Origin of the sequence: Streptomyces sp. NPDC007863 (assembly GCF_040633895.1) — a bacterium.
In the GTDB taxonomy this organism is placed as follows: domain Bacteria; phylum Actinomycetota; class Actinomycetes; order Streptomycetales; family Streptomycetaceae; genus Streptomyces.
Window position 1 is genome coordinate 223,560 of the sequence record NZ_JBEYEI010000013.1, and the last position, 20,109, is coordinate 243,668.

The following is a 20,109-nucleotide window of genomic DNA, read 5'->3' on the forward strand; positions in this document are numbered from 1 at the left end:
CCCGCCCCCTCGGGCCGCGGGTACGGTCCGTGCCATGCGCATCCGAATCGTCGACGCCTTCACCGACCGGCCCTTCTCCGGCAACCCCGCCGGAGTCCTCCTCCTCGACTCCGCCGACTCCTTCCCGGAGGACGACTGGCTGCGGAAGGTCGCCGCCGAGGTCAACCTCTCCGAGACCGCCTTCGCCCACCCGCTGCCCGCCGGCGGCGCGGCCGACTGGGCGCTGCGCTGGTTCACCCCGACCACCGAGGTCGACATGTGCGGCCACGCCACCCTCGCCACCGCGCACGTCCTGCACACCACGGGCGCGGCGACCGGGCCGGTCCGCTTCGCCACCCGCTCGGGCGTCCTCGGCGCCGTCGCCGGCGAGGACGGCGGCATCACCATGGACTTCCCGACCTCCTCGCTCACCCCGGTCCCGGCCCCGGACGGCCTGGCGGAGGCGCTCGGCGCCGAGATCGTCGCCGTCCACGACACCGCCGCCCACATCGGCGACCTGGTCGTCGAGCTGCGCGACGAGGCCACCGTCCGCGGCCTCGCCCCCGGCCACGCGGCGCTCCGGGCCCGCTCCACGCGCGGGGTGATCGCGACCGCGCTCGCCGCCGACCCCGAGAGCGGCTACGACTTCGTCTCGCGCGGCTTCTTCCCCGCCGTCGGCATCGACGAGGACCCGGTCACCGGCAGCGCCCACACCGCGCTCGCGCCGTACTGGTCGGCGCGCCTCGGCCGCGACGAGCTGACCGGCTTCCAGGGCGGCGCCCGCACCGGCCTGGTCCGCACCCGGCTGCGCGGCGACCGCACCCTGCTGACCGGGCACGCCGTGACGGTCATCGAGGGCGAACTGCGCGCCTGAGTCCGCCGGGGAGGCCGAGCCTCCGGCGGCCCCGGCCCGCCCGGAGACGCCGGAGGGGCGTACGGCTCCACTGCCGTACGCCCCTCCGCCCCTGTCCGCCCCGCGCTCACACGGTGGGCAGCCAGTCCACCTTCCCCGCCAGCAGCCCGTAGCCGACGAAGGCCACGATGTCGAGCAGCGCGTGGGCGACCACCAGCGGCCCCACCCGCCCCCAGCGGCGGTAGAGCAGCACGAAGACGACGCCCATCACCATGTTGCCGACGAAGCCGCCGATGCCCTGGTAGAGGTGGTACGAGCCGCGCAGCACCGAGCTCGCCGCGAGGGCGCGCATCGGGGTCCAGCCCAGCTGGTCGAGCCGGCGCAGCAGATAGCCGACGACGATGACCTCCTCCAGGACGGAGTTCTGGATCGCCGAGAGGATCAGGACCGGGTACTTCCACCACACCTCCGGCAGCGACTCCGGGACCACCGTGAGGTTGAAGCCGGAGGCCCGCGCCGCGAGGTAGAAGGCGAGGCCCGCGCTGCCGATGCCGGCCGCCACCAGCGCCCCGCGCCCGAGGTCGGGCCAGGGCCGGGTCCGGTCGAAGCCGATGGCCCGCAGCCCGGAGCCCTCCCGCATCAGCAGATGGGCGACGAGCACCACCGGCACGAGCGCCGTGGCGATGCCGAAGAGCTGCCAGGTCAGGTCGAGCCAGGGGCGCCCGGGGGCGTACGAGCCGTTGAGGGTGGCCGCCTGCTCCTTGAGCGCGCCGGGCCGGGTCAGCGAGCCGACGAAGCTGATCAGCGAGGAGACCGCGCTCGCGCCGAGCGAGAGCGCCAGCACGATGAGGGTCTCGGAGCCCAGCACCCGGCGCGACAGTCCGCCCCCGGGCGGGCCGGCGTCCACGACCCGTTGTTCCGCCACCACACCCGTCTCCCGTTCGCGTCACGACCGTCCCGGGGACCGGTCCGCGGTCCCCGTACGACGATCATGCGCGACGGCCCGCCCCGAGCGCCATCCAGGGCGGGCTCAGGCTCCGGCCACCCCCACCGGCCAGGTGTGCACGGGCTCGCCCTCCAGCATCAGCGCGCGGTACCGCCGGGTCGTGGCCGCCAGGGCCGCGTCCCGGTCGAGGCCCGCGTCCAGGGCCTGGTGGAAGGTCTCGGCCTGCCAGGACGCGCCGTTGACCCCGCGGCGGCAGCGCTGCTCGATGACGCCCAGGTAGAAGTCGCGGTCCGCCGGGTCGACGTGCCAGGCGTCGAGCCCCGCCGCGGCCAGCGGCAGCAGCTCGTCGAGGACGAGCCGCACGGCCGGCCGGCTCGCGACACCGCCCGCGCGCCCCGGCCGGGGCCAGCGCAGCTCCGCGTCGATGCCGTGGCGGCAGGCGGCGTCGAAGTTGGCCTCGGCGTCCGCGAAGTCCATCCGCTTCCACAGCGGGCGCGGCTCGTCGGCGAGCGAGCGGACGAGCCCGTAGTAGAAGGCGGCGTTGGCGATGACGTCGGTGACGGTGGGGCCCGCGGGCAGGACCCGGTTCTCGACCCGCAGGTGCGGGACGCCGTCGACCCAGCCGTAGACCGGCCTGTTCCAGCGGTAGACCGTGCCGTTGTGCAGGACGAGTTCCTTCAGCTGCGGCACCCCGCCCTCGTCGAGGACGCGCAGCGGGTCCTCCTCGTCGCACAGCGGCAGGAGCGAGGGGAAGTAGCGCACGTTCTCCTCGAAGAGGTCGTACACCGAGTCCACCCACCGCTCGCCGAACCAGGTGCGCGGCCGGACGCCCTGGGACTGGAGTTCGGGCGGACGGGTGTCGGTGGCCTGGGTGAAGAGCGGGGGCCGGGACTCGCGCCACACCTCCCGGCCGAAGACGAACGGCGAGTTGGCGCCGAGGGCTATCTGCACGCCGGCCACGGCCTGGGCCGCGTTCCAGACGGAGGCGAAACGGGCCGGCGTCACCTGGAGGTGGAGCTGCACGGAGGTGCAGGCGGCCTCCGCGATGATCGACTCCGAGGTGTGCCGGAGCCTTTCGACGCCCTGGATGTCGAGCGTGATCTCCTCCCCGCGGGCGACCAGGATCTGGTCGTTGAGCAGGGCGTAGCGGTCGGCCGAGGAAAGGTTCTCGAAGACCAGGTCACGTCGCGAGAGGGTCGGCAGTATCCCGATCATGAGGACCCCGGCGTCGAGTTCGGCGGCCTGCCGGTCGGCATATCCCAGGCCCGTTCTCAGCTCTTCCGCGAGCCGGTCGAAAACATGGCCACCGAGCCTGCGCGGGGCGATGTTCACTTCCAGGTTGAACATTCCGAGTTCGGTCTGGAAATCGGTGCTGGCGATCTTATCCAGGACGGCCTCGTTCAGCATCCGCGGGAGTCCGTCGGAGCCCGCCAGATTGAGTTCGATCTCGACGCCCATGAGGTTGCGCGGGCGGTCGAACCGCTGCTCCGCGAGGAGCCGGGCGAGCCCCGCCAGACACTGCTGGAGCTTGCGCCGGTAGCGCTGCCGGTCGGCCGGGCCGAACCCGTCCGTCACGACCTTCTCCCCCATCGAGGCGTCCCTCCCGCGTGGGCGGCCACCGGGCGGGGCCGCGCGTACGGACGATGATGCCCACGCCACTGATCGACAACGCCTGCGTTTCCGGCCGCTCCACGGATAGTCTGGTACGAACCTGCCGGCGCCCGCGCGGATCTTCGCCTGCGGACCGGTCGTGGACATATACCAATGTCATATTGCCGCCCCGGCACGTCCGGAGACGGCTTTCGGAATTCTGACGTCCGGCTTGCCGGGGAATGCGAGGACGGAGATCCTGTCCTCGCTCCGATTCCGCCGCGCCGCCCGCCGGATACGTCCTGATGACGCCTTGTCAGGAATATCGGCCGGGTCTAGCGGAAACAATCCCTGAACACGTGTCGTATAAACTCCGCGGACGAGGCAGAGCGCCGGCGTACGGCCACGACCCGTGGCCCCCCGCTCCGCCCCCGTCGCGACAGCGCCGTCGTACCCGGCCCCGCCGTCGCGCATCGCCGCACCAGCACCCGTACCGAGACCGGTACACACCAGCACCGCACCAGCACCCGTACCGAGACCGGTACGGCCGGCACCGCACCGAGAGCCGTACCGAGACCGGTACCAGGAACCCGCACCCGTATCCGTATCCCCGTGTCTCCTGAGCGAGAGGCGACCCACACGATGCTCCGACCCTCCCCGGCCCCCGCGCCCGCCCTGCGCAGTGTCCTCGCGGCCCTGGGCTCGCCCACGGCCGTCCGAGAGGCCCGCACCCCGGCCCTGCGGGCCGCTCCGGGACCGCTGAGCCCCGAACTCCCGCTGCCCGTCCACGTGCTGAGGATCTCCGGGGCCCCGGGGCACGAGCCCGGCACCCGGCTCGTCGGCTGGCGGTTCCTGATCCGCAGCGGGGACCGGGCGGTCGCCGCCGCGGACACCATGCTCACCCCGGACGGCTGGTCCTTCTCGCACTTCTTCGAGGGGCCGTACGTCGCCGCCACGGAGCGGGCACTGGTCCAGGCCGAAGCGCTGCCCGGCACGTACCAGCCGCGGCTGCTCTCGGTGCCGGAGCTGTACATGCTGACGCTCTGGCTGCACGCCGAGCCGGACCCCGACGGCACGGAGCCGGGCGCGGAATCCGCCGACGTCCTGGTCCCGCTCGCCCCCGCGCCGCCCGGCATCGCCGCCAACCGCCCCTACCGGGTGGCCGATCTGCTGCCCGTGCTCAGCACCCGTCTCGCCCCGCCGCCGCTGCTCGGCTCCGCCGCGTCCGCCTGACCCGGACCGCCCGCCGCCCCGTGACCCGCCCGGGTCACGGGGCGCACAGCTGTCCGCGGCCGGCGTCCGAACGGCGTTTCCGAACACCCCTCCCGGACGGACTAGCCCGCTCGGGCCACCCCGAACCACCCGAAAAGGCGGGGGTGTTGACCTGAACCGCCCCTGCGGGTGATGCGTCTTCCCAGGAGAGGACGAGCTGACGCGAAATACCTGCGGAAGACCGTCCGTGGGGCAAGACTGGGACCGGAACCGAACCGACCGACGGGGGCGGCCATGAGCGCGCAGAGCCGCAGGACAACCACCACGACGCAGCGAAAGAACCCATCCATGTGCCAGCACCAGCCTGCCTGTCCCACCGCCGACTCCGCCGACCGTGAGGCCGCCGCTCCGGTGGCGTGCCACCCGGAGCAGGGGTGGAGCCTGCTGTGCAACGGTGTCCTGCTCTTCGAGGACACCGGCGAACTGCTGCCGGACGGGCAGATCATCGCTCCGCACCGGCCGCTGACGACGGGCCGGGTGACGACGGCGGCCTGAGCCAGGGCTCGGGAAGCGCCGAGGGCCGGCCCGGAGGAGACTCCGGACCGGCCCTCTGTCATGCCGTCGCTCAGTGGTCGTACTCGTCCAGCGGCGGGCAGGAGCAGACCAGGTTCCGGTCGCCGAAGGCGCCGTCGATGCGGCGGACCGGCGGCCAGTACTTGTCGGCGGCCGAGACACCGGCCGGGAAGACCGCCACGTCACGGTCGTAGGCGTGGGCCCACTCACCGCCCAGCGCGGCCGCGGTGTGCGGGGCGTTGCGCAGCGGGTTGTCCTCGGCCGGCCACTCGCCGGAGCCGACCTTCTCGATCTCGGCGCGGATCGCGATCATCGTGTCGCAGAAACGGTCCAGCTCGGCCAGGTCCTCGGACTCGGTCGGCTCGATCATCAGCGTGCCGGCGACCGGGAACGACATGGTCGGCGCGTGGAAGCCGTAGTCGATCAGGCGCTTGGCGATGTCGTCGACGGTGACGCCGGTCGCCTTGGTCAGCGGACGCAGGTCGACGATGCACTCGTGGGCGACGAGCCCGGCCGGACCGGTGTAGAGCACCGGGTAGTGCGGCTCCAGGCGCTTGGCGATGTAGTTCGCCGCGAGGACGGCGACCTGGGTGGCGCGCGTGAGGCCCTCGCCGCCCATCAGGCGGACGTACGTCCACGAGATCGGCAGGATGCCGGCGGAGCCCCACGGGGCGGCCGAGATCGGGCCGACACCGGTCTCCGGGCCCGCGGTGGGCTGGAGCGGGTGGTTCGGCAGGTACGGGGCGAGGTGGGCGCGGACGCCGACCGGGCCGACGCCGGGGCCGCCGCCGCCGTGCGGGATGCAGAAGGTCTTGTGCAGGTTGAGGTGCGAGACGTCGCCGCCGAAGTGGCCCGGCTTGGCGAGGCCGACCAGGGCGTTGAGGTTGGCGCCGTCGACGTACACCTGGCCGCCGGCCTCGTGGACCTCGGCGCAGATGTCGGCGACGTGCTCCTCGAAGACGCCGTGCGTCGACGGGTAGGTGATCATCAGCACGGAGAGCTCGTCGCGGTGCTGCGCGATCTTGGCGCGCAGGTCCTCGACGTCGACCTCGCCGTCCTCGGCGGTCTTCACGACGACGACCTTCATGCCGGCCATCACGGCGGAGGCGGCGTTGGTGCCGTGCGCGGAGGACGGGATGAGACAGACGGTGCGCTGCTCGTCGCCGTTGGCGCGGTGGTAGGCGCGGACCGCGAGGAGACCGGCCAGCTCGCCCTGCGAACCGGCGTTCGGCTGGATGGAGACCTTGTCGTAGCCGGTGACCTCGGCCAGGCGCTCCTCCAGCTCGGTGATGAGCGTGACGTAGCCCTGGGCCTGGTCGATCGGCGCGAAGGGGTGGATCTGGCCGAACTCGGGCCAGGTCACCGGCTCCATCTCGGTGGTCGCGTTCAGCTTCATGGTGCAGGAGCCGAGCGGGATCATGCCGCGGTCGAGCGCGTAGTCGCGGTCGGAGAGGCGGCGCAGGTAGCGCAGCATCGAGGTCTCGGAGCGGTGCGCGTGGAAGACCGGGTGGGTGAGGTACGCGTCGGAGCGCAGCTGCGCGGCCGGGAGGGCGTCCTCGGTGGTGGCGTCCAGCGCCTCGACGTCGGCGGTGACGCCGAAGGCGGCCCAGACGGCGGCGAGCTGCTCGCGGCCGGTGGTCTCGTCGCAGGAGACGGAGACGCGGTCGGCGTCGACGCGGTACAGGTTGACGCCGGCCTCGCGGGCGGCGGCGACGACGGCGTCGGCGCGGCCCGGCACGCGGGCGGTGACGGTGTCGAAGAAGGCGCCGCTGGTGAGCTCGACGCCCCCGGCGGTCAGGCCGGCCGCGAGGATCGCCGCGTACCGGTGGGTGCGCTGCGCGATCTGCTTCAGGCCGTCCGGGCCGTGGTAGACGGCGTACATGCCGGCCATGACGGCGAGGAGCACCTGCGCGGTGCAGATGTTGCTGGTGGCCTTCTCGCGGCGGATGTGCTGCTCGCGGGTCTGCAGGGCGAGGCGGTACGCCTTGTTGCCGTCGGCGTCGACGGAGACGCCGACGAGGCGGCCGGGCAGCGAGCGGGCGTGCTTGTCCTGGACGGCCATGTAGCCGGCGTGCGGGCCGCCGAAGCCCATGGGGACGCCGAAGCGCTGGGTGGTGCCGACGGCGATGTCCGCGCCGAGCGAGCCGGGCGAGTCGAGCAGGGTGAGCGCGAGCAGGTCGGCGGCGACGGTGACGATCGCGCCGAGCTCGTGGGCGGCGTCGATCAGCGGCTTGATGTCGCGGACCGCGCCGGAGGCACCCGGGTACTGGAGGAGCACGCCGAAGACACCGCGCTCGGCGACCTCGGCCGGGATGCCCTCGCTCAGGTCGGCGACGACGACCTCGACGCCGGTCGGCTCGGCGCGGGTCTCGATCACGGCGATGGTCTGCGGCAGGGCGTCGGCGTCGATCAGGAAGACGCCGTTCTTGACCTTGCCGACGCGGCGCGCGAGCGCCATGGCCTCGGCGGCGGCGGTGCCCTCGTCGAGGAGGGAGGCGCCGGAGGTCGGCAGACCGGTGAGGTCGGCGACCATCGTCTGGAAGTTGAGCAGCGCCTCCAGGCGGCCCTGCGAGATCTCCGGCTGGTAGGGCGTGTACGCCGTGTACCAGGCCGGGTTCTCCATGACGTTGCGGAGGATCACCGGCGGGGTGAAGGTGCCGTAGTAGCCGAGGCCGATCATCGGGGCCAGGACCTCGTTGCGGCCGGCGAGGGCACGCAGCTCGGCGAGGACCTCCGCCTCGGTGCGGGCGCCGGGCAGGGCGAGCGCCTCGGCGTTCTTGATGACGTCCGGCACCGCGGCGGCCGTCAGCTCGTCGAGCGAGCCGAAGCCGACCTGGGCGAGCATCTTGGCCCGCGCCTCGGCGTCGGGTCCGATGTGCCGCTGCTCGAAGGGGATGCCCTGCTCGAGCTCGGAGAGCGGGGTGCGGTTGGCGGTCATGATGCGGGGGCCTCCTGGTCGTCACGACCTGCGAGGGGCACCACGGCGCGGGTGCCCGGACGGCCTCCCCCTCTGTCATCTCAACCTGAGAGCTTCACCGGCACGCCCGGGGGCACGCCGGCTTTCACCGTCGGTGAGAGCGGATGCCGTCGGACTCCCGCCCTGCTTTCCAGAGTGACCTCGCCCGCGCGGTACCGGGTGCCTGAGAGATTCCGGGGAGGATTTGCTCCTTCGGCGCCAACGGAAACCTCTCCGATGGACTCTCCCGCACGGTGTCGACAGCCACAGCCAGCCTACCAGCGCGGTTGTCGCTCCCTTCGCTCAAGTGGCCGACATCCCAGATGTGCACTTTCGTAGGGGTGTAGAGCAGTTGCGACCAGTTGGAGGGACCGTGCAGACCGACATCGATCCGCGCAGCCTGATCGGCCGCAAGGCGTTCGACCGGAACGGACACAAGATCGGAACCGTGGACGAGGTGTACCTGGACGACGCGACCGGCATCCCCGAGTGGGCCGCCGTCCGCACCGGCCTGTTCAGCAGGGACGCGTTCGTCCCCTTGGAGCCGAGCGAGCTGACCGACGACGGCCTCCACATCCCCTTCGAGCGCGCCCTGATCAAGGACGCCCCGGACTTCGGCGTCGGCCGCCACCTCTCCCCCGAACAGGAGCTCCAGCTCTACCGCCACTACGAACTGACCCTCCCGCCCCCACCAGAGAAGATCCCGGACTTCGGCCACATCGCGGGCCAGGACGACACGACGTAAACCGGCCGCCCCGAGCACGCCCGGACCCGACGGCCCCGGCATCCGCCCCCCGACGGCACCCCGCGCCGCGCGCGCGTCCGGAAGGGAACAGCCGTCACGGGCACTCCCCGAGCCCTCCTACGCCCCGCCCGCCCCTACACCCGCAGCCCGCCACGCCGGCTGCACGCGCGCGCGTCCCCGGGGGCGGCCCGCACGGGCACGCCCCGAAACCCTCGCGCCGCCGGGTGCACGCGCACGCCTGGCGGGCGGGCGGCCCCGGCGGAACGACGGGATCACCCCCGGCGCCCCCTGGCGGCGTCACTCACCCGTGCGGACGACCGGAGCGGCAGGCTCCGCCCCCGTCACCCCTCCCGGGACCAAGGGCAGCGGATCGGCCGGTTCCAGGTCGGGATCGTCCACCGAGAAGGTGCGCACCCGCCCCGGAGCCGTACTCCCGGGCTCCTCGAAGCGGACGGTGACCCGCCCGAGCCCGCTGCCCTGCACCCAGCCCGCCCCGAGAGCCGCGTGCCGTACGTCGTTCCCCGGCGCCCACCGCCGCATCGCGGTCTCGGTCGCGGTGGGCACCGCCAGCGCCACCGGCGCCCCGGACGGCACCGAGCCCCCGCCGACCCCGGCCTCCCCCCGCCCCCCGTCGTCCCGGGGCTCCGCCTCCGCTTCCGCCCCCGCCCCCGCGTCGGCTTCCGCCTGGGCGAACAGATCCTCCTGCGTGTAGTCGGCGAGCCCGCTCACCCCGACGCCGAGCAGCCGCACCCCACCCGTCGTGTCCACGAGCTCCAGGAGCCGCTCCGCCGCCTCCCGCACCACCAGGGGATCGTCCGTGGGCCCCCGCAGCGTCTCGGACCGGGTCAGCGTCGAGAAGTCGTACCGCCGCACCTTCAGCACGATCGTCCGCCCCGAGTGCCCCGAGCGCCGCAGCCGCTCCACACACCGCTCCGCGAGCCGCTCCACCTCCAGCCGGATCCGCAGCCGGTCGTGCAGGTCGATGTCGAAGGTGTCCTCCACCGAGACCGACTTCGCGTCCCGCTCGGCCACCACCGGCCGGTCGTCGTGCCCCAGCGCCATCCGGTACAGCGAGGCGCCGTGCGACCGCCCCAGGATCCGTACGAGCTCGTCCTCGCCCGCCTCCACGACGTCGGCGACCGTGGTGATCCCGGCCCGCCGCAGATGGTCACCGGTGGCCGGCCCCACTCCGGGGATGATGCGCACGGACCGCGGCGCGAGCAGCGCCCGCTCGGTCCCCGGCTCGAACAGCACCAGGCCGTCCGGTTTGGCCTCCTCGGAGGCGATCTTCGCGAGCATCTTGGACCCCGCGAGCCCCACCGACCCCGTCAGCCCCGTCGTCACCAGGATCTCGGCCCGCAGCCGCTCCCCCACGGCCCGCGCGCTCGCGCTGTCGTCGGCGAGTCCGCCGGCCTCCAGGTCCACGAAGGCCTCGTCGAGGCTGAGCGGCTCCACCAGCGGCGACAACCGCCCGAGCAGCTCCATCACCTGCCCGCTGATCGCCCGGTAGAAGGCGAAGCGCGGCACCAGGTACGCCGCGTTGGGCGCGAGCCGCCGGGCCTGCCCCATCGGCATGGCCGAGTGCACGCCGAAGCGCCGCGCCTCGTACGAGGCGGTGGCGACCACTCCGCGCGGCCCCAGACCGCCCACGACCACGGGCTTCCCGCGCAGGCTCGGCTTCGACGCCTGCTCGGCGGCGGCGAAGAAGGCGTCCATGTCGAGGTGAAGGATCGTGGGGGCGGCTCTCACACGTCCGATCCTGCCTCACACCACTGACAACCGGCCGCTACGAAGCGACCCCGCGCCCAGCCGGCCGGCACCCCGTATCCGGGCCCCTTCCGGAAACCCGCGTCAGGCCGAGCCTGAAACCCGCGTCAGGCAGTCCCGGAAACCCGTGTCCGGACCTCCCCGAAACCCGCGTCAGGCCGCCCCGGAAAGCCGGGTCCGGGTCTCCGGGAAACCGCACCGGCCCCTTCCGGAAACCCGTGTCCGGCGCACCCGTGGACCCGCCTCGGAGCCTCCGACAAACCCGCCTCGGCCGCCTCCCGCACACCAGCGCCCGGGGCCCCGGCACACCGCTCCCGAGCCCCCGGGCCTACCCGCCCGAGGCCTCAGACCGCCCGGTCGCGCCGGCGCCGGGCCAGTTCGTCCTGCGGGTTGTGCCCCACCAGCGTCTCCCCGGTGTCGACCCGCTCCCCGTGCAGCTGCGAGAGCGCCGCCTCGACGTCCCGCCACACGACGCCCACCGCGATGCCGAAGACGCCCTGCCCGCCCTGGAGCAGCGAGACGACCTCGTCGGGCGAGGAGCACTCGTAGACGGTCGCCCCGTCGCTCATCAGCGTCATCCGCTCCAGATCGCGGAAGCCGCGGGCGCGCAGGTGCTGCACGGCGGCCCGGATGTTCTGGAGCGCGACGCCCGTGTCGAGGAAGCGCTTGACGATCTTCAGGACGACGACGTCCCGGAAGCTGTAGAGCCGCTGCGTGCCGGAGCCGTACGCGGGCCGCACGCTCGGCTCCACGAGCCCGGTGCGCGCCCAGTAGTCCAGCTGGCGGTAGGTGATGCCGGCGGCCGCGCAGGCCGTGGGACCGCGGTATCCGATCGCCTCGTCCGCCACCCCGGCGCCCGTCTCCGTACCGAAGCCACCGAAGTCGCCCACACTGCCGTGAAGCGGATACGCGGCGCTCTCCCCGGACGCGCGTCCGAGCGAGCTCCCTGCCGTACCGTCCGCGCTGCTCATCACGCCGACCCTCCGTCCTTGACCTGCCCACTCGAAGGTAGGCAGTCGCTAGGGGTGCGTCAACGATCGCCACACTCGGCACGCCGAGTGATAATCACCCAGAGAGTGGTTTCACGTGTCCCACTCCGGGGAAAGGCTACTCGAATGCGCCGACGGCGCCTTCCGTCCGACCCGATTCAGCCCTGGTTCCGCCCCGCCTCGGCCCGCCGCACGCGCGCGCCCGGAACACCGCCTCACCGGGCCCGGGAACGGCGCCTCACTGGCTCCCGAAGTCCTCCGGCGAGATCTGGTCGAGGAACTCGCGGAACTTCTCCACCTCGTCCTCCTGCTCGTCGGGGATCGCGATCCCGGCGTCGTCGAGGACGCCGTCGCTGCCGAAGATCGGCGAACCGGTCCGCAGGGCCAGGGCTATCGCGTCGGACGGCCGCGCGCTGACCTCCACCCCGCTGGCGAAGACCAGCTCGGCGTAGAAGACCCCGTCCCGCAGATCGGTGATGCGGACCTGGGTCAGCTCCTGCCCCACCGCCTCCAGCACGTCCTTGAACAGGTCGTGCGTCAGCGGCCTCGGGGGCGCCATGCCCTGCTGGGCGAAGGCGATCGCGGTCGCCTCGCCGGGTCCGATCCAGATGGGCAGGTACCGATCGCCCCCCACCTCGCGCAGGAGCACGATCGGCTGGTTGGAGGGCATTTCCACCCGGACACCCACAACGTCGAGCTCGTTCACACAGCAACCCTAGGACGTGGCCGACCGGTTTGGATAGTCGGGCCCCCGCTCAGCGCCCTCCGCGCCCCGCCGCGAAGCGCTCCGGGACCGTCACTGGAGGCGGATCCCGAGCGCCGTCTGCACCAGCGCGGCGTGCAGCCGCACCGAGAGCTGCGCCAGATCGGCGGCCGTCTCCTCGGCGTGCGCCCGGGTCTGCGGGTTGCGGTGGCGGCGCAGCGGCGCCACGACCTGCTCGATCAGTCCGGCCTCCCGGTCCGCCGAGGCCTTCACGGCCCGCAGGTGCCGGGGTTCGAGCCCGAACCGGCCGAGATCGGCGACGATCCTGGCGACGGTGACGCTCTCCGCGTCGTAGCCGCCGCCCTCGCCCTCGACGAGCAGGCCGTACGACTCCCACTCCGTCAAGTCGGCGTCGGTGACCCCGGCCGCGGCGGCCAGCTCGGCCCGGCCGAGGCGCGCCGCGGTCGGCCGCTCGCCGTCCTCCTCGTCCACCGGACCGTCGAGCAGCCCGTCCAGGAGGTCACGGCGCCGGCCGGGAGCCGGCAGCTTCACCTGCTCGCCCCGGGCGAGGGCGTCGAGATGCTCCCGGATGACTTTCAGCGGAAGGTAGTGGTCCCGCTGCATCCGCAGGACGGCGGCGAGCCGCTCCACGTCCTCCGGGCTGAACTTCCGGTACCCGGAGGCCGTACGGCGCGGCTCGACGAGCCCCTCGGCCTCCAGGAAGCGGATCTTGGAGATCGTCACCTCGGGAAACTCGTCCCGGAGCTGGTTCAGCACGGTGCCGATACTCACCAGCCGGTCGCCCGCGGTGGCGGTGCCGGATCCGGCACCGCCCGTCGGTGTTCGCACCATGGACCTTTCCTGAAGGATCTCCGCCAGGCGTGTCAGACGCCTCGCTGGCCGGCGTAGAAGACCAGCCGGTACTTGCCGATCTGGACCTCGTCGCCGTTGTTGAGCACCACGTCGGTGTCGATCGGCTCGCGGTTGAGGTAGGTGCCGTTGAGGCTGCCCACGTCGGCGACGGTGAAGCTGCCGTCCTGGCGCCGGCGGAACTCCACGTGCCTCCGGGAGACCGTGAAGTCGTCCAGGAAGATGTCGCTCTGCGGGTGCCGGCCGGCCGTCGTCAGCTCGCCGTCCAGGAGGAAGCGGCTGCCCGAGTTGGGACCGCGGCGCACCACCAGGAGCGCGGAGCCCGGCGGCAGCGCCTCGACGGCCGCGAGGGCCTCGGGGGACAGCGCGGGCATCGCGATCTGGCCGGTGGTCTCCGCGTCGTACGCCTCCAGACCCGAGATCGAGATCGTCGACGTCGTCTCGGAGGGACGCTCGGCGGCGATCCCGCCCCGCAGCGGCGTGCCGCAGTGGGAGCAGAACCGGCTGTCCGCCGTATTGCGGTGACCGCACCTCGTACACACCGGCATGGACGCGTCCTCCTGCCGCGGCTGCCCCGCGGAGGTCTGGGTCGCGTACGGATCGGGGGTAAACCCTCCACCCGTACTTGAGGTTGATGGTTCACCGAAACCTATGCGCGCGGCACCGGCGGGGTCAACAGACGACGCGCCCTGACCACCGACCTCGTCACGGAAGAGCGGACGCTCGCCGCCCTGCTCCTCGCTCTGGGCGTGGCGCGGCGCACGGTGCCTGGCGTTGCCGCCGTCCTCGCGTGCGCTCTTGCCGAACAACTTCGCAAACAACTTCACGGGCGATTCCCCTTGACCGAAACAGACCCGCCCGTGGGGCAGGACGAACCGAGATCCATCACACCTGCCGACCCGGACACCTTCACAACGTCCGTATCCTCCGGACAGTTTCCACCACGCACCACCGTTGTGGTGCGCCGACCCCCCGCAACGCTCCAGCCCATGTCGCGGGACCCCTCGCCCCCTCTCTCACTGGGAGGACGACCGAGCGTAGTCAGGCCGCTTCACGGGTCGCAAGGCGTCGACGACGATCTTCGCCGAACGCTCCACCGTGGCCGTGGCCTGCTCCTTCTCGAGGGTCTGGACGACTCCACCGGGGATGTTGAGCGCGGGCTCGAGATCCTCGGGCTTGCCGATGACCTTGAAGACGTACGGAGCGGTCACCGGCGTTCCATCGATCCGCATGTCTTCACCGCCACCGGTGAAATAACTGTTGGCGACCACACGCACGCCGTCGACCTGGATCGCCTCCGCGCCGGCCGCCCGCAGCTCCTGGATGGCGTCGAGCAGCATGTCGGACTCGACCGCGCCGACCGGGTCGGTCACCGTCAGCGTGATGCCGGGCCCCTCGGCCGCCACCGTGCCGGCCAGGATCCCGAGCTGCCGCTCCTTCTCCTGCGTCTGCCGGCGCGCCTCCTCGGCCTGGTCGGAGCTGGACTCCAGCTCCGACCGCTGCTTCTCAAGCCGCGCCTTCTCGTCCTCCAGGCGCTGCGTGCGGTCGTCGAGCTCGTCGAGGATCCGTACGAGGTCCTCCTGCCGCGCCCCGCGCAGGGCACTGCCCTCGCTGGTCGAGGAGACCTGGATGGCGAGGCCGAAGCCCAGACAGGCCAGGAGCAGCGCCACGACGAGCTGGGCCCGCGTCACCCGCGGCGGCCACAGGGCGTCCGCGAGCCGCCGGCGGCCGCTCGGCGCCCCTGCACCGGCACCCGCTCCGGGGGCGGCCACAGCCGCCTCGGGAGCGCTCTCACCGGCCTCCGCGGCCGGCGCCGGAGGCGTCTCGGACCGCTCGGGCTTCCCCGCCGTACCCGGCTGGTCGGACGTCCCGGGCTCGACCGGCGTCTCCGCGGCCTCCGGCCGCTCGCCGCCCTCTTCCGGCTTCTCGTTCGGATTCACACTCATCGGCCTCACGCCCGGAAGACATGGCGGCGGATCGCGGCCGCGTTGGAGAAGATCCGGATGCCGAGCACGACGACGACACCCGTGGAGAGCTGCGCGCCGACGCCGAGCTTGTCGCCGAGGAAGACGATCAGCGCGGCCACGACCACGTTCGACAGGAAGGACACCACGAAGACCTTGTCGACGAAGATCCCGTCGAGCATGGCCCGCAGACCGCCGAAGACCGCGTCGAGGGCGGCGACCACGGCGATCGGGAGATAGGGCTCGACGACCGCCGGGATCTCGGGCCGGACCAGCAGTCCCGCCACGACTCCGACGATCAGGCCCAGTACGGCGATCACGATGTTGCCTTCCCCTTGTCGGCCGTGGCACGACCGGTCGGCGTCGCCGCCCCGGCCCCCCTCGGCTCAGCTGTACGTACGTTCAGGCTCGGCGCGGCCGGCAGGCTCAGCTCGCCCTCGACCGAGATGCTGCTGCGGATCCCGAAGTTCTCCACCAGCGCGTGCAGGTACTGCCCGTCGGCGCTGTCCTGGAAAGCCGTGCTCAGCCGCTGCCCGTCCCCGATCGCGAGGACGGTGTACGGCGGCACGAGCGGCCGGTTGTCGACGAGTACGGCGTCACCGGCGGCCCGGATCGCCGAGAGCGAGGTCAGCCGCTGGCCGTTGATCGACACGGCCTCCGCGCCGGACTCCCACAGCCCGTTGACCACCCGCTGCATGTCACGGTCGCGCACCCGCCCGGTGTCGGAGAAGCCGGCGCTCTCGCGCGGCCCGCCGCCCCCGCTGTCGGAGCCCTTGGCGTCGTCGACCACGAGCTTCACACCGGGACCGTGCACGGCGGTGGCACCGGAGAGCAGGGCGACCAGTTCCGCCTGGTCGCCGCCGTGCTGTTCGAGCGCCGCGCGCTGCCGCTCGCCGACCTCCACGCGGATCCGCTCGACGTCCTGCTCCAGGCCGTCGGCCGTCGCGTTCTCGTCCTCGATCCGGTCGATGAGCTCCTGCCGCTCCTTGGCGACGACGGGCGCCGAGACCCGAGCCTCGGCCGCGCCCACCGTCACGACGGCGGCGGCCAGCACCAGACCGGCCGCGAGACCCAGCTTGGCCCGCAGCGGCTTGGGCAGCTCCCCGCCCTCGGCCCGGCGCCGCGCGGTCGCCTCCGCGTACCCGTCGTCCAGCGCGTGGTCGATGACGTTGTTCAGCAGCGACATCGACGCGTCCGGGCGCGGGGGCGGAGAACCGGTGCTCCGAACGGGGGGCTGCTGCGACATGCCGCACATCGTCGCACGTCGTACGCCCTACCGCCGAATGGCCCCCGGGAAGGGCCGGACGGCACCGAGACGGCGCCGCCCGGCCGCGCTCCGCCTCCCGGTCAGCGGCCCGCGCTCTCGACCACCCGCGCCCACTCGTCGAGCAGCGCCTGCGCGGAGGTGTCGTCGGGCCCCTCCGCCCACAGGTGGGTGACGGCCTCGGCCGGGTCCGGCAGCACCATCACCCAGCGCCCGTCGGCCTCCACGACCCGCACGCCGTCGGTGGTGTCCACCGACCTGCTGCCGGCCGCCTCGACCACCCGGCGCATCACCAGCCCCTTCACCGCCCACGGCGTCGCGAGGTCCCGCTTGATCACGTGCGCCCGCGGGATCCGGGCGTCGATCTGGCTCAGCGTGAGCTGCGTCCGCGCCACGAGCCCGATGAGCCGCACGAACGCCGCGGCCCCGTCGAAGACACTGCTGAACTCGGGCACGATGAACCCGCCGCGCCCGTCACCGCCGAAGATCGTCGACTCCTGCCGGCCGACCCGCGTCAGGTCGTCGGGCGAGGTGGTCGTCCACTCCACCTGGGTGCCGTGGTACGCCGCCACCTGCTCGGCGATACGGGTCGTGGTCACCGGCAGCGCCACCCGCCCCGACCGCCGCTCGGCCGCCACCAGGTCCAGCATCACCAGCAGCGCCCGGTCGTCCTCGATGATCCGCCCCCGCTCGTCGACGAGCGACAGCCGCTCGCCCACCGGGTCGAACCGCACCCCGAACGCCGCCCGCGCCGACGCCACGATCTCCCCGAGCCGCACGAGCCCGGCCCGCCGCCGCTCCACGGACTCGGTGGGCCGCGACTCGTCGAGCCCGGGGTTGATGGTCAGCGAATCCACCTGGAGCCGTCCGAGCAGGCTGGGCAGGACGAGCCCCGCGCTCCCGTTGGAGGCGTCCACGACGACCTTGAGCCCGGCCTCCGCGATGCCGGTCGTGTCGACGTTCCGCAGCAGCGAGCCGGTGTACGAGTCGAAGACGCTCGCCGGGAAGGACAGGTCGCCGATCTCCCCGGGGAAGGCCCGCCGGTACTCCTGCCGCGCGTACACCCGGTCCAGCTTCCGCTGCCCGGCCTGCGACAGGTCCGCGCCCCGCTCGTCGAAGAACATGATGTCGACGGAGTCCGGCACCCCCGGAGAGGTACGCACCATGATCCCTCCGGCGCTTCCCCGCGCGGTCTGCTGCCGGGCCACCGGCAGCGGCACGTTCTCCAGGTCGCGGACGTCGATGGCGCTGGCCTGGAGCGCGGAGATGACGGCCCGCTTGAGGGCACGCGCGCCCCGCGAGTGGTCGCGCGCGGTGGTGACGGTGGAGCCCTTCTTCAGCGTCGTCGCGTACGCGCCCGCCAGCCGCACGGCCAGCTCGGGGGTGATCTCGACGTTGATGATCCCGGTCACCCCGCGCGCCCCGAAGAGGTGGGCCTGCCCGCGGGACTCCCAGATCACCGAGGTGTTGACGAACGCGCCGGCCTCGATGGTCTTGAAGGGGTAGACCCGGACGTTGCCCTGCACGATCGATTCCTCACCGATCATGCACTCGTCGCCGATGACGGCCCCGTCCTCGATCCGGGCCGCCCGCATGACGTCGGTGTTCTTGCCGATGACACAGCCGCGGAGGTTGCTCTGCTGCCCGATGTAGACGTTGTCGTGGACGACCGCCTTGTGCAGGAAGGCCCCGGTCTTCACCACCACGTTGGAGCCGATGACCGTGTGCTCGCGGATCTCGGCCCCGGCCTCGACCTTGGCGTAGTCCCCGATGTACAGCGGCCCGCGCAGCACCGCGTCGGGGTGCACCTCCGCTCCCTCGGCGACCCATACGCCGGGCGAGATCTCGAAGCCGTCGATGTCGACCTGCACCTTGCCCTCGAGCACGTCGGCCTGAGCCTTGACGTAGCTCTCGTGGGTGCCGACGTCCTCCCAGTAACCCTCGGCGACATAGCCGTAGATCGGCTTGCCTTCCTTCATCAGCCGCGGGAAGACGTCTCCGGACCAGTCGACCGGAACATCGGCTTCGACGTAGTCGAAGACTTCGGGCTCCATCACGTAGATGCCCGTGTTCACGGTGTCGGAGAAGACCTGTCCCCAGGTCGGCTTCTCCAGAAAGCGTTCGACCTTGCCTTCCTCGTCGACGATCGTGATGCCAAATTCCAGCGGATTCGGCACGCGCGTCAGACAGACCGTGACGAGGGCGCCCTTCTCCTTGTGGAAACGGATCAGGTCGCTGAGGTCGAAATCGGTGAGGGCATCCCCCGAGATCACGAGGAAGGCGTCGTCCTTCAACGCCTCCTCGGCGTTCTTCACACTGCCCGCTGTACCAAGAGGCTTCTCCTCGTTGGCGTACGTGAGCTCCATCCCGAGCTCCTCGCCGTCCCCGAAGTAGTTCCTGACGAGCGACGCGAGAAACTGCACGGTCACGACGGTCTCGTTGAGACCGTGCCTCTTGAGCAGTCGCAGGACGTGCTCCATGATCGGCCGGTTCACCACCGGCAGCAGAGGCTTGGGCATGCTCGAGGTCATGGGGCGAAGGCGGGTTCCTTCGCCACCGGCCATCACGACGGCCTTCATGTCGGAAGCGTCCTCCTTGAAGAGACGACGGTCCTGCCGACCGACCCAGTCCGGTCACTGGCCCTCGGACGCCCTCGTTCCTGCCGGCGACGCTGCACGGCACGGGACGGACGGGCTCAATCGGCCGCGGTATCCGCCTTCACGAGTCGACGGACCTGGACCACGTAGAGGATCCCTGCCCACCAATACAGAGTTGTACCCCAAACAGCGAAAGCCCATCCGAAAACTTCAGCGAGTGACGCCAGCCAGCCGGTTCCGTCACTGAGGAGCAGCAACGGGAAGGCGTACATGAGGTTGAAAGTCGCAGCTTTCCCGAGGAAGTTCACCTGCGGCGGCGGGTAACCGTGCCGGCGCAGGATTCCCACCATGACGAGCAGCATGACTTCACGTGCCAAAAGCACGGCGGTCAGCCACAGTGGCAGGATCTCGCGCCAGGTGAGACCCACCAGCGTGGACAGGATGTACAGCCGGTCGGCGGCCGGATCCAGCAGCCGGCCGAGGCTGCTGATCTGGTTCCACTTCCGGGCGAGCTTCCCGTCGAGGTAGTCGCTGACACCGCTGAGCATCAGCACGACCAGCGCCCAGACATCACTGTTCGGCCCGCCGAACTCCGGCCGGAGGATGAGCCACAGGAACAGCGGCACGCCGAGAAGTCTCGCCATGCTGAGAATGTTGGGGATGGTGAGGACCCGGTCCGTCTGGACCTCGGTCTCCTGGACCTCCACCCGAGGGCCTCCTGCTCGGAACCGTACCGACGTTGACCCCTGACCTTACCTCCCGCCACGACCGGCTCCGCCCACCGGGTCTGCCGGAAACGCAGAAAAGCCCCGCACCATAAGGTGCGGGGCTTTCCCACAATGATTGTTCGGCGGCGTCCTACTCTCCCACAGGGTCCCCCCTGCAGTACCATCGGCGCTGAAAGGCTTAGCTTCCGGGTTCGGAATGTAACCGGGCGTTTCCCTAACGCTATGACCACCGAAACACTATGAAGTTGAACTCAACCAACCGGATTGGGAGTTCGTTACTTCAGAACTAACACAGTGGACGCGAGCAACTGAGGACAAGCCCTCGGCCTATTAGTACCGGTCAGCTCCACCCATTACTGGGCTTCCACATCCG

17 protein-coding genes, 1 rRNA gene and 1 riboswitch are annotated in these 20,109 nt (G+C 71.9%); of the genes, 4 read left to right on the forward strand and 14 right to left on the reverse strand.

Features of this window, described 5'->3' with window-relative positions; genetic code table 11:
* The first annotated feature begins 34 nt into the window (after positions 1-34).
* Positions 35-853 carry a PhzF family phenazine biosynthesis protein gene (locus tag ABZ621_RS21930; RefSeq protein ID WP_360606979.1) on the forward strand — a complete coding sequence of 273 codons (819 nt, stop codon included), beginning with the start codon at positions 35-37 and terminating at the stop codon, positions 851-853.
* Positions 854-959: 106 nt separating this feature from the next.
* On the opposite strand, the gene ABZ621_RS21935 is transcribed toward ABZ621_RS21930, so the two are convergent.
* Complete coding sequence (locus ABZ621_RS21935) at positions 960-1,760, reverse strand: CPBP family intramembrane glutamic endopeptidase (RefSeq protein WP_360606981.1); 801 nt, start codon at positions 1,758-1,760, stop codon at positions 960-962.
* Between the two features lie 102 nt (positions 1,761-1,862).
* A complete protein-coding gene (locus ABZ621_RS21940) occupies positions 1,863-3,368 on the reverse strand; it encodes a glutamate-cysteine ligase family protein (protein WP_360606983.1) in 1,506 nt (501 codons plus the stop codon).
* A 642-nt stretch (positions 3,369-4,010) separates the two neighbouring features.
* On the opposite strand from ABZ621_RS21940, the gene ABZ621_RS21945 reads away from it, so the two are divergent.
* Together ABZ621_RS21945 and ABZ621_RS21950 are read left to right on the forward strand one after the other, a co-directional pair.
* Entirely contained in the window at positions 4,011-4,601 is a 591-nt protein-coding gene (locus tag ABZ621_RS21945) for a hypothetical protein (RefSeq protein ID WP_360606985.1), read from the forward strand.
* A gap of 327 nt (positions 4,602-4,928) precedes the next feature.
* Positions 4,929-5,135, forward strand: coding sequence for a DUF5999 family protein (locus tag ABZ621_RS21950; protein WP_043229447.1), 207 nt, complete (start codon positions 4,929-4,931; stop codon positions 5,133-5,135).
* A 70-nt stretch (positions 5,136-5,205) separates the two neighbouring features.
* Here the strand turns inward: ABZ621_RS21950 and gcvP are convergent, their stop codons facing one another.
* Positions 5,206-8,091: an aminomethyl-transferring glycine dehydrogenase gene (gene gcvP / locus ABZ621_RS21955; RefSeq protein ID WP_360606987.1), complete on the reverse strand. Its 2,886-nt coding sequence runs from the start codon at positions 8,089-8,091 to the stop codon at positions 5,206-5,208.
* Between the two features lie 179 nt (positions 8,092-8,270).
* Positions 8,271-8,369: riboswitch (glycine riboswitch) on the reverse strand.
* 113 nt (positions 8,370-8,482) lie between these two features.
* On the opposite strand from gcvP, the gene ABZ621_RS21960 reads away from it, so the two are divergent.
* Positions 8,483-8,854: a PRC-barrel domain-containing protein gene (locus tag ABZ621_RS21960; protein ID WP_360606989.1), complete on the forward strand. Its 372-nt coding sequence runs from the start codon at positions 8,483-8,485 to the stop codon at positions 8,852-8,854.
* A gap of 297 nt (positions 8,855-9,151) precedes the next feature.
* Here the strand turns inward: ABZ621_RS21960 and ABZ621_RS21965 are convergent, their stop codons facing one another.
* The 11 genes from ABZ621_RS21965 to rrf form a co-directional block, all read right to left on the reverse strand.
* On the reverse strand, positions 9,152-10,603 hold the full coding sequence (locus ABZ621_RS21965) for a DNA polymerase IV (RefSeq protein ID WP_360606991.1): 1,452 nt from the start codon (positions 10,601-10,603) through the stop codon (positions 9,152-9,154).
* A gap of 362 nt (positions 10,604-10,965) precedes the next feature.
* Positions 10,966-11,592: a MerR family transcriptional regulator gene (locus tag ABZ621_RS21970; protein ID WP_360606993.1), complete on the reverse strand. Its 627-nt coding sequence runs from the start codon at positions 11,590-11,592 to the stop codon at positions 10,966-10,968.
* Positions 11,593-11,848: 256 nt separating this feature from the next.
* A complete protein-coding gene (locus tag ABZ621_RS21975; RefSeq protein WP_030492457.1) occupies positions 11,849-12,316 on the reverse strand; it encodes a bifunctional nuclease family protein in 468 nt (155 codons plus the stop codon).
* A gap of 90 nt (positions 12,317-12,406) precedes the next feature.
* Positions 12,407-13,165, reverse strand: a complete 759-nt coding sequence (locus ABZ621_RS21980; protein ID WP_360606995.1) for a MerR family transcriptional regulator — start codon at positions 13,163-13,165, stop codon at positions 12,407-12,409.
* 32 nt (positions 13,166-13,197) lie between these two features.
* Positions 13,198-14,118, reverse strand: a complete 921-nt coding sequence (locus ABZ621_RS21985) for an FHA domain-containing protein (RefSeq protein WP_360607016.1) — start codon at positions 14,116-14,118, stop codon at positions 13,198-13,200.
* 81 nt (positions 14,119-14,199) lie between these two features.
* Entirely contained in the window at positions 14,200-15,129 is a 930-nt protein-coding gene (locus ABZ621_RS21990; RefSeq protein WP_360606997.1) for a DUF881 domain-containing protein, read from the reverse strand.
* Between the two features lie 5 nt (positions 15,130-15,134).
* Positions 15,135-15,467, reverse strand: coding sequence for a small basic family protein (locus ABZ621_RS21995; RefSeq protein ID WP_030492461.1), 333 nt, complete (start codon positions 15,465-15,467; stop codon positions 15,135-15,137).
* Positions 15,464-16,393 (reverse strand): DUF881 domain-containing protein, encoded by a 930-nt coding sequence (locus tag ABZ621_RS22000; protein ID WP_360606999.1) that lies wholly within the window; start codon positions 16,391-16,393, stop codon positions 15,464-15,466. The genes ABZ621_RS21995 and ABZ621_RS22000 overlap by 4 nt, the downstream gene beginning before the upstream one ends.
* A gap of 101 nt (positions 16,394-16,494) precedes the next feature.
* On the reverse strand, positions 16,495-18,990 hold the full coding sequence (locus ABZ621_RS22005; RefSeq protein ID WP_360607000.1) for a mannose-1-phosphate guanyltransferase: 2,496 nt from the start codon (positions 18,988-18,990) through the stop codon (positions 16,495-16,497).
* Between the two features lie 116 nt (positions 18,991-19,106).
* A complete protein-coding gene (locus tag ABZ621_RS22010) occupies positions 19,107-19,715 on the reverse strand; it encodes a CDP-alcohol phosphatidyltransferase family protein (RefSeq protein ID WP_360607002.1) in 609 nt (202 codons plus the stop codon).
* Positions 19,716-19,853: 138 nt separating this feature from the next.
* Positions 19,854-19,970 (reverse strand): 5S ribosomal RNA (rrf, locus tag ABZ621_RS22015).
* Positions 19,971-20,109: the final 139 nt, after the last annotated feature.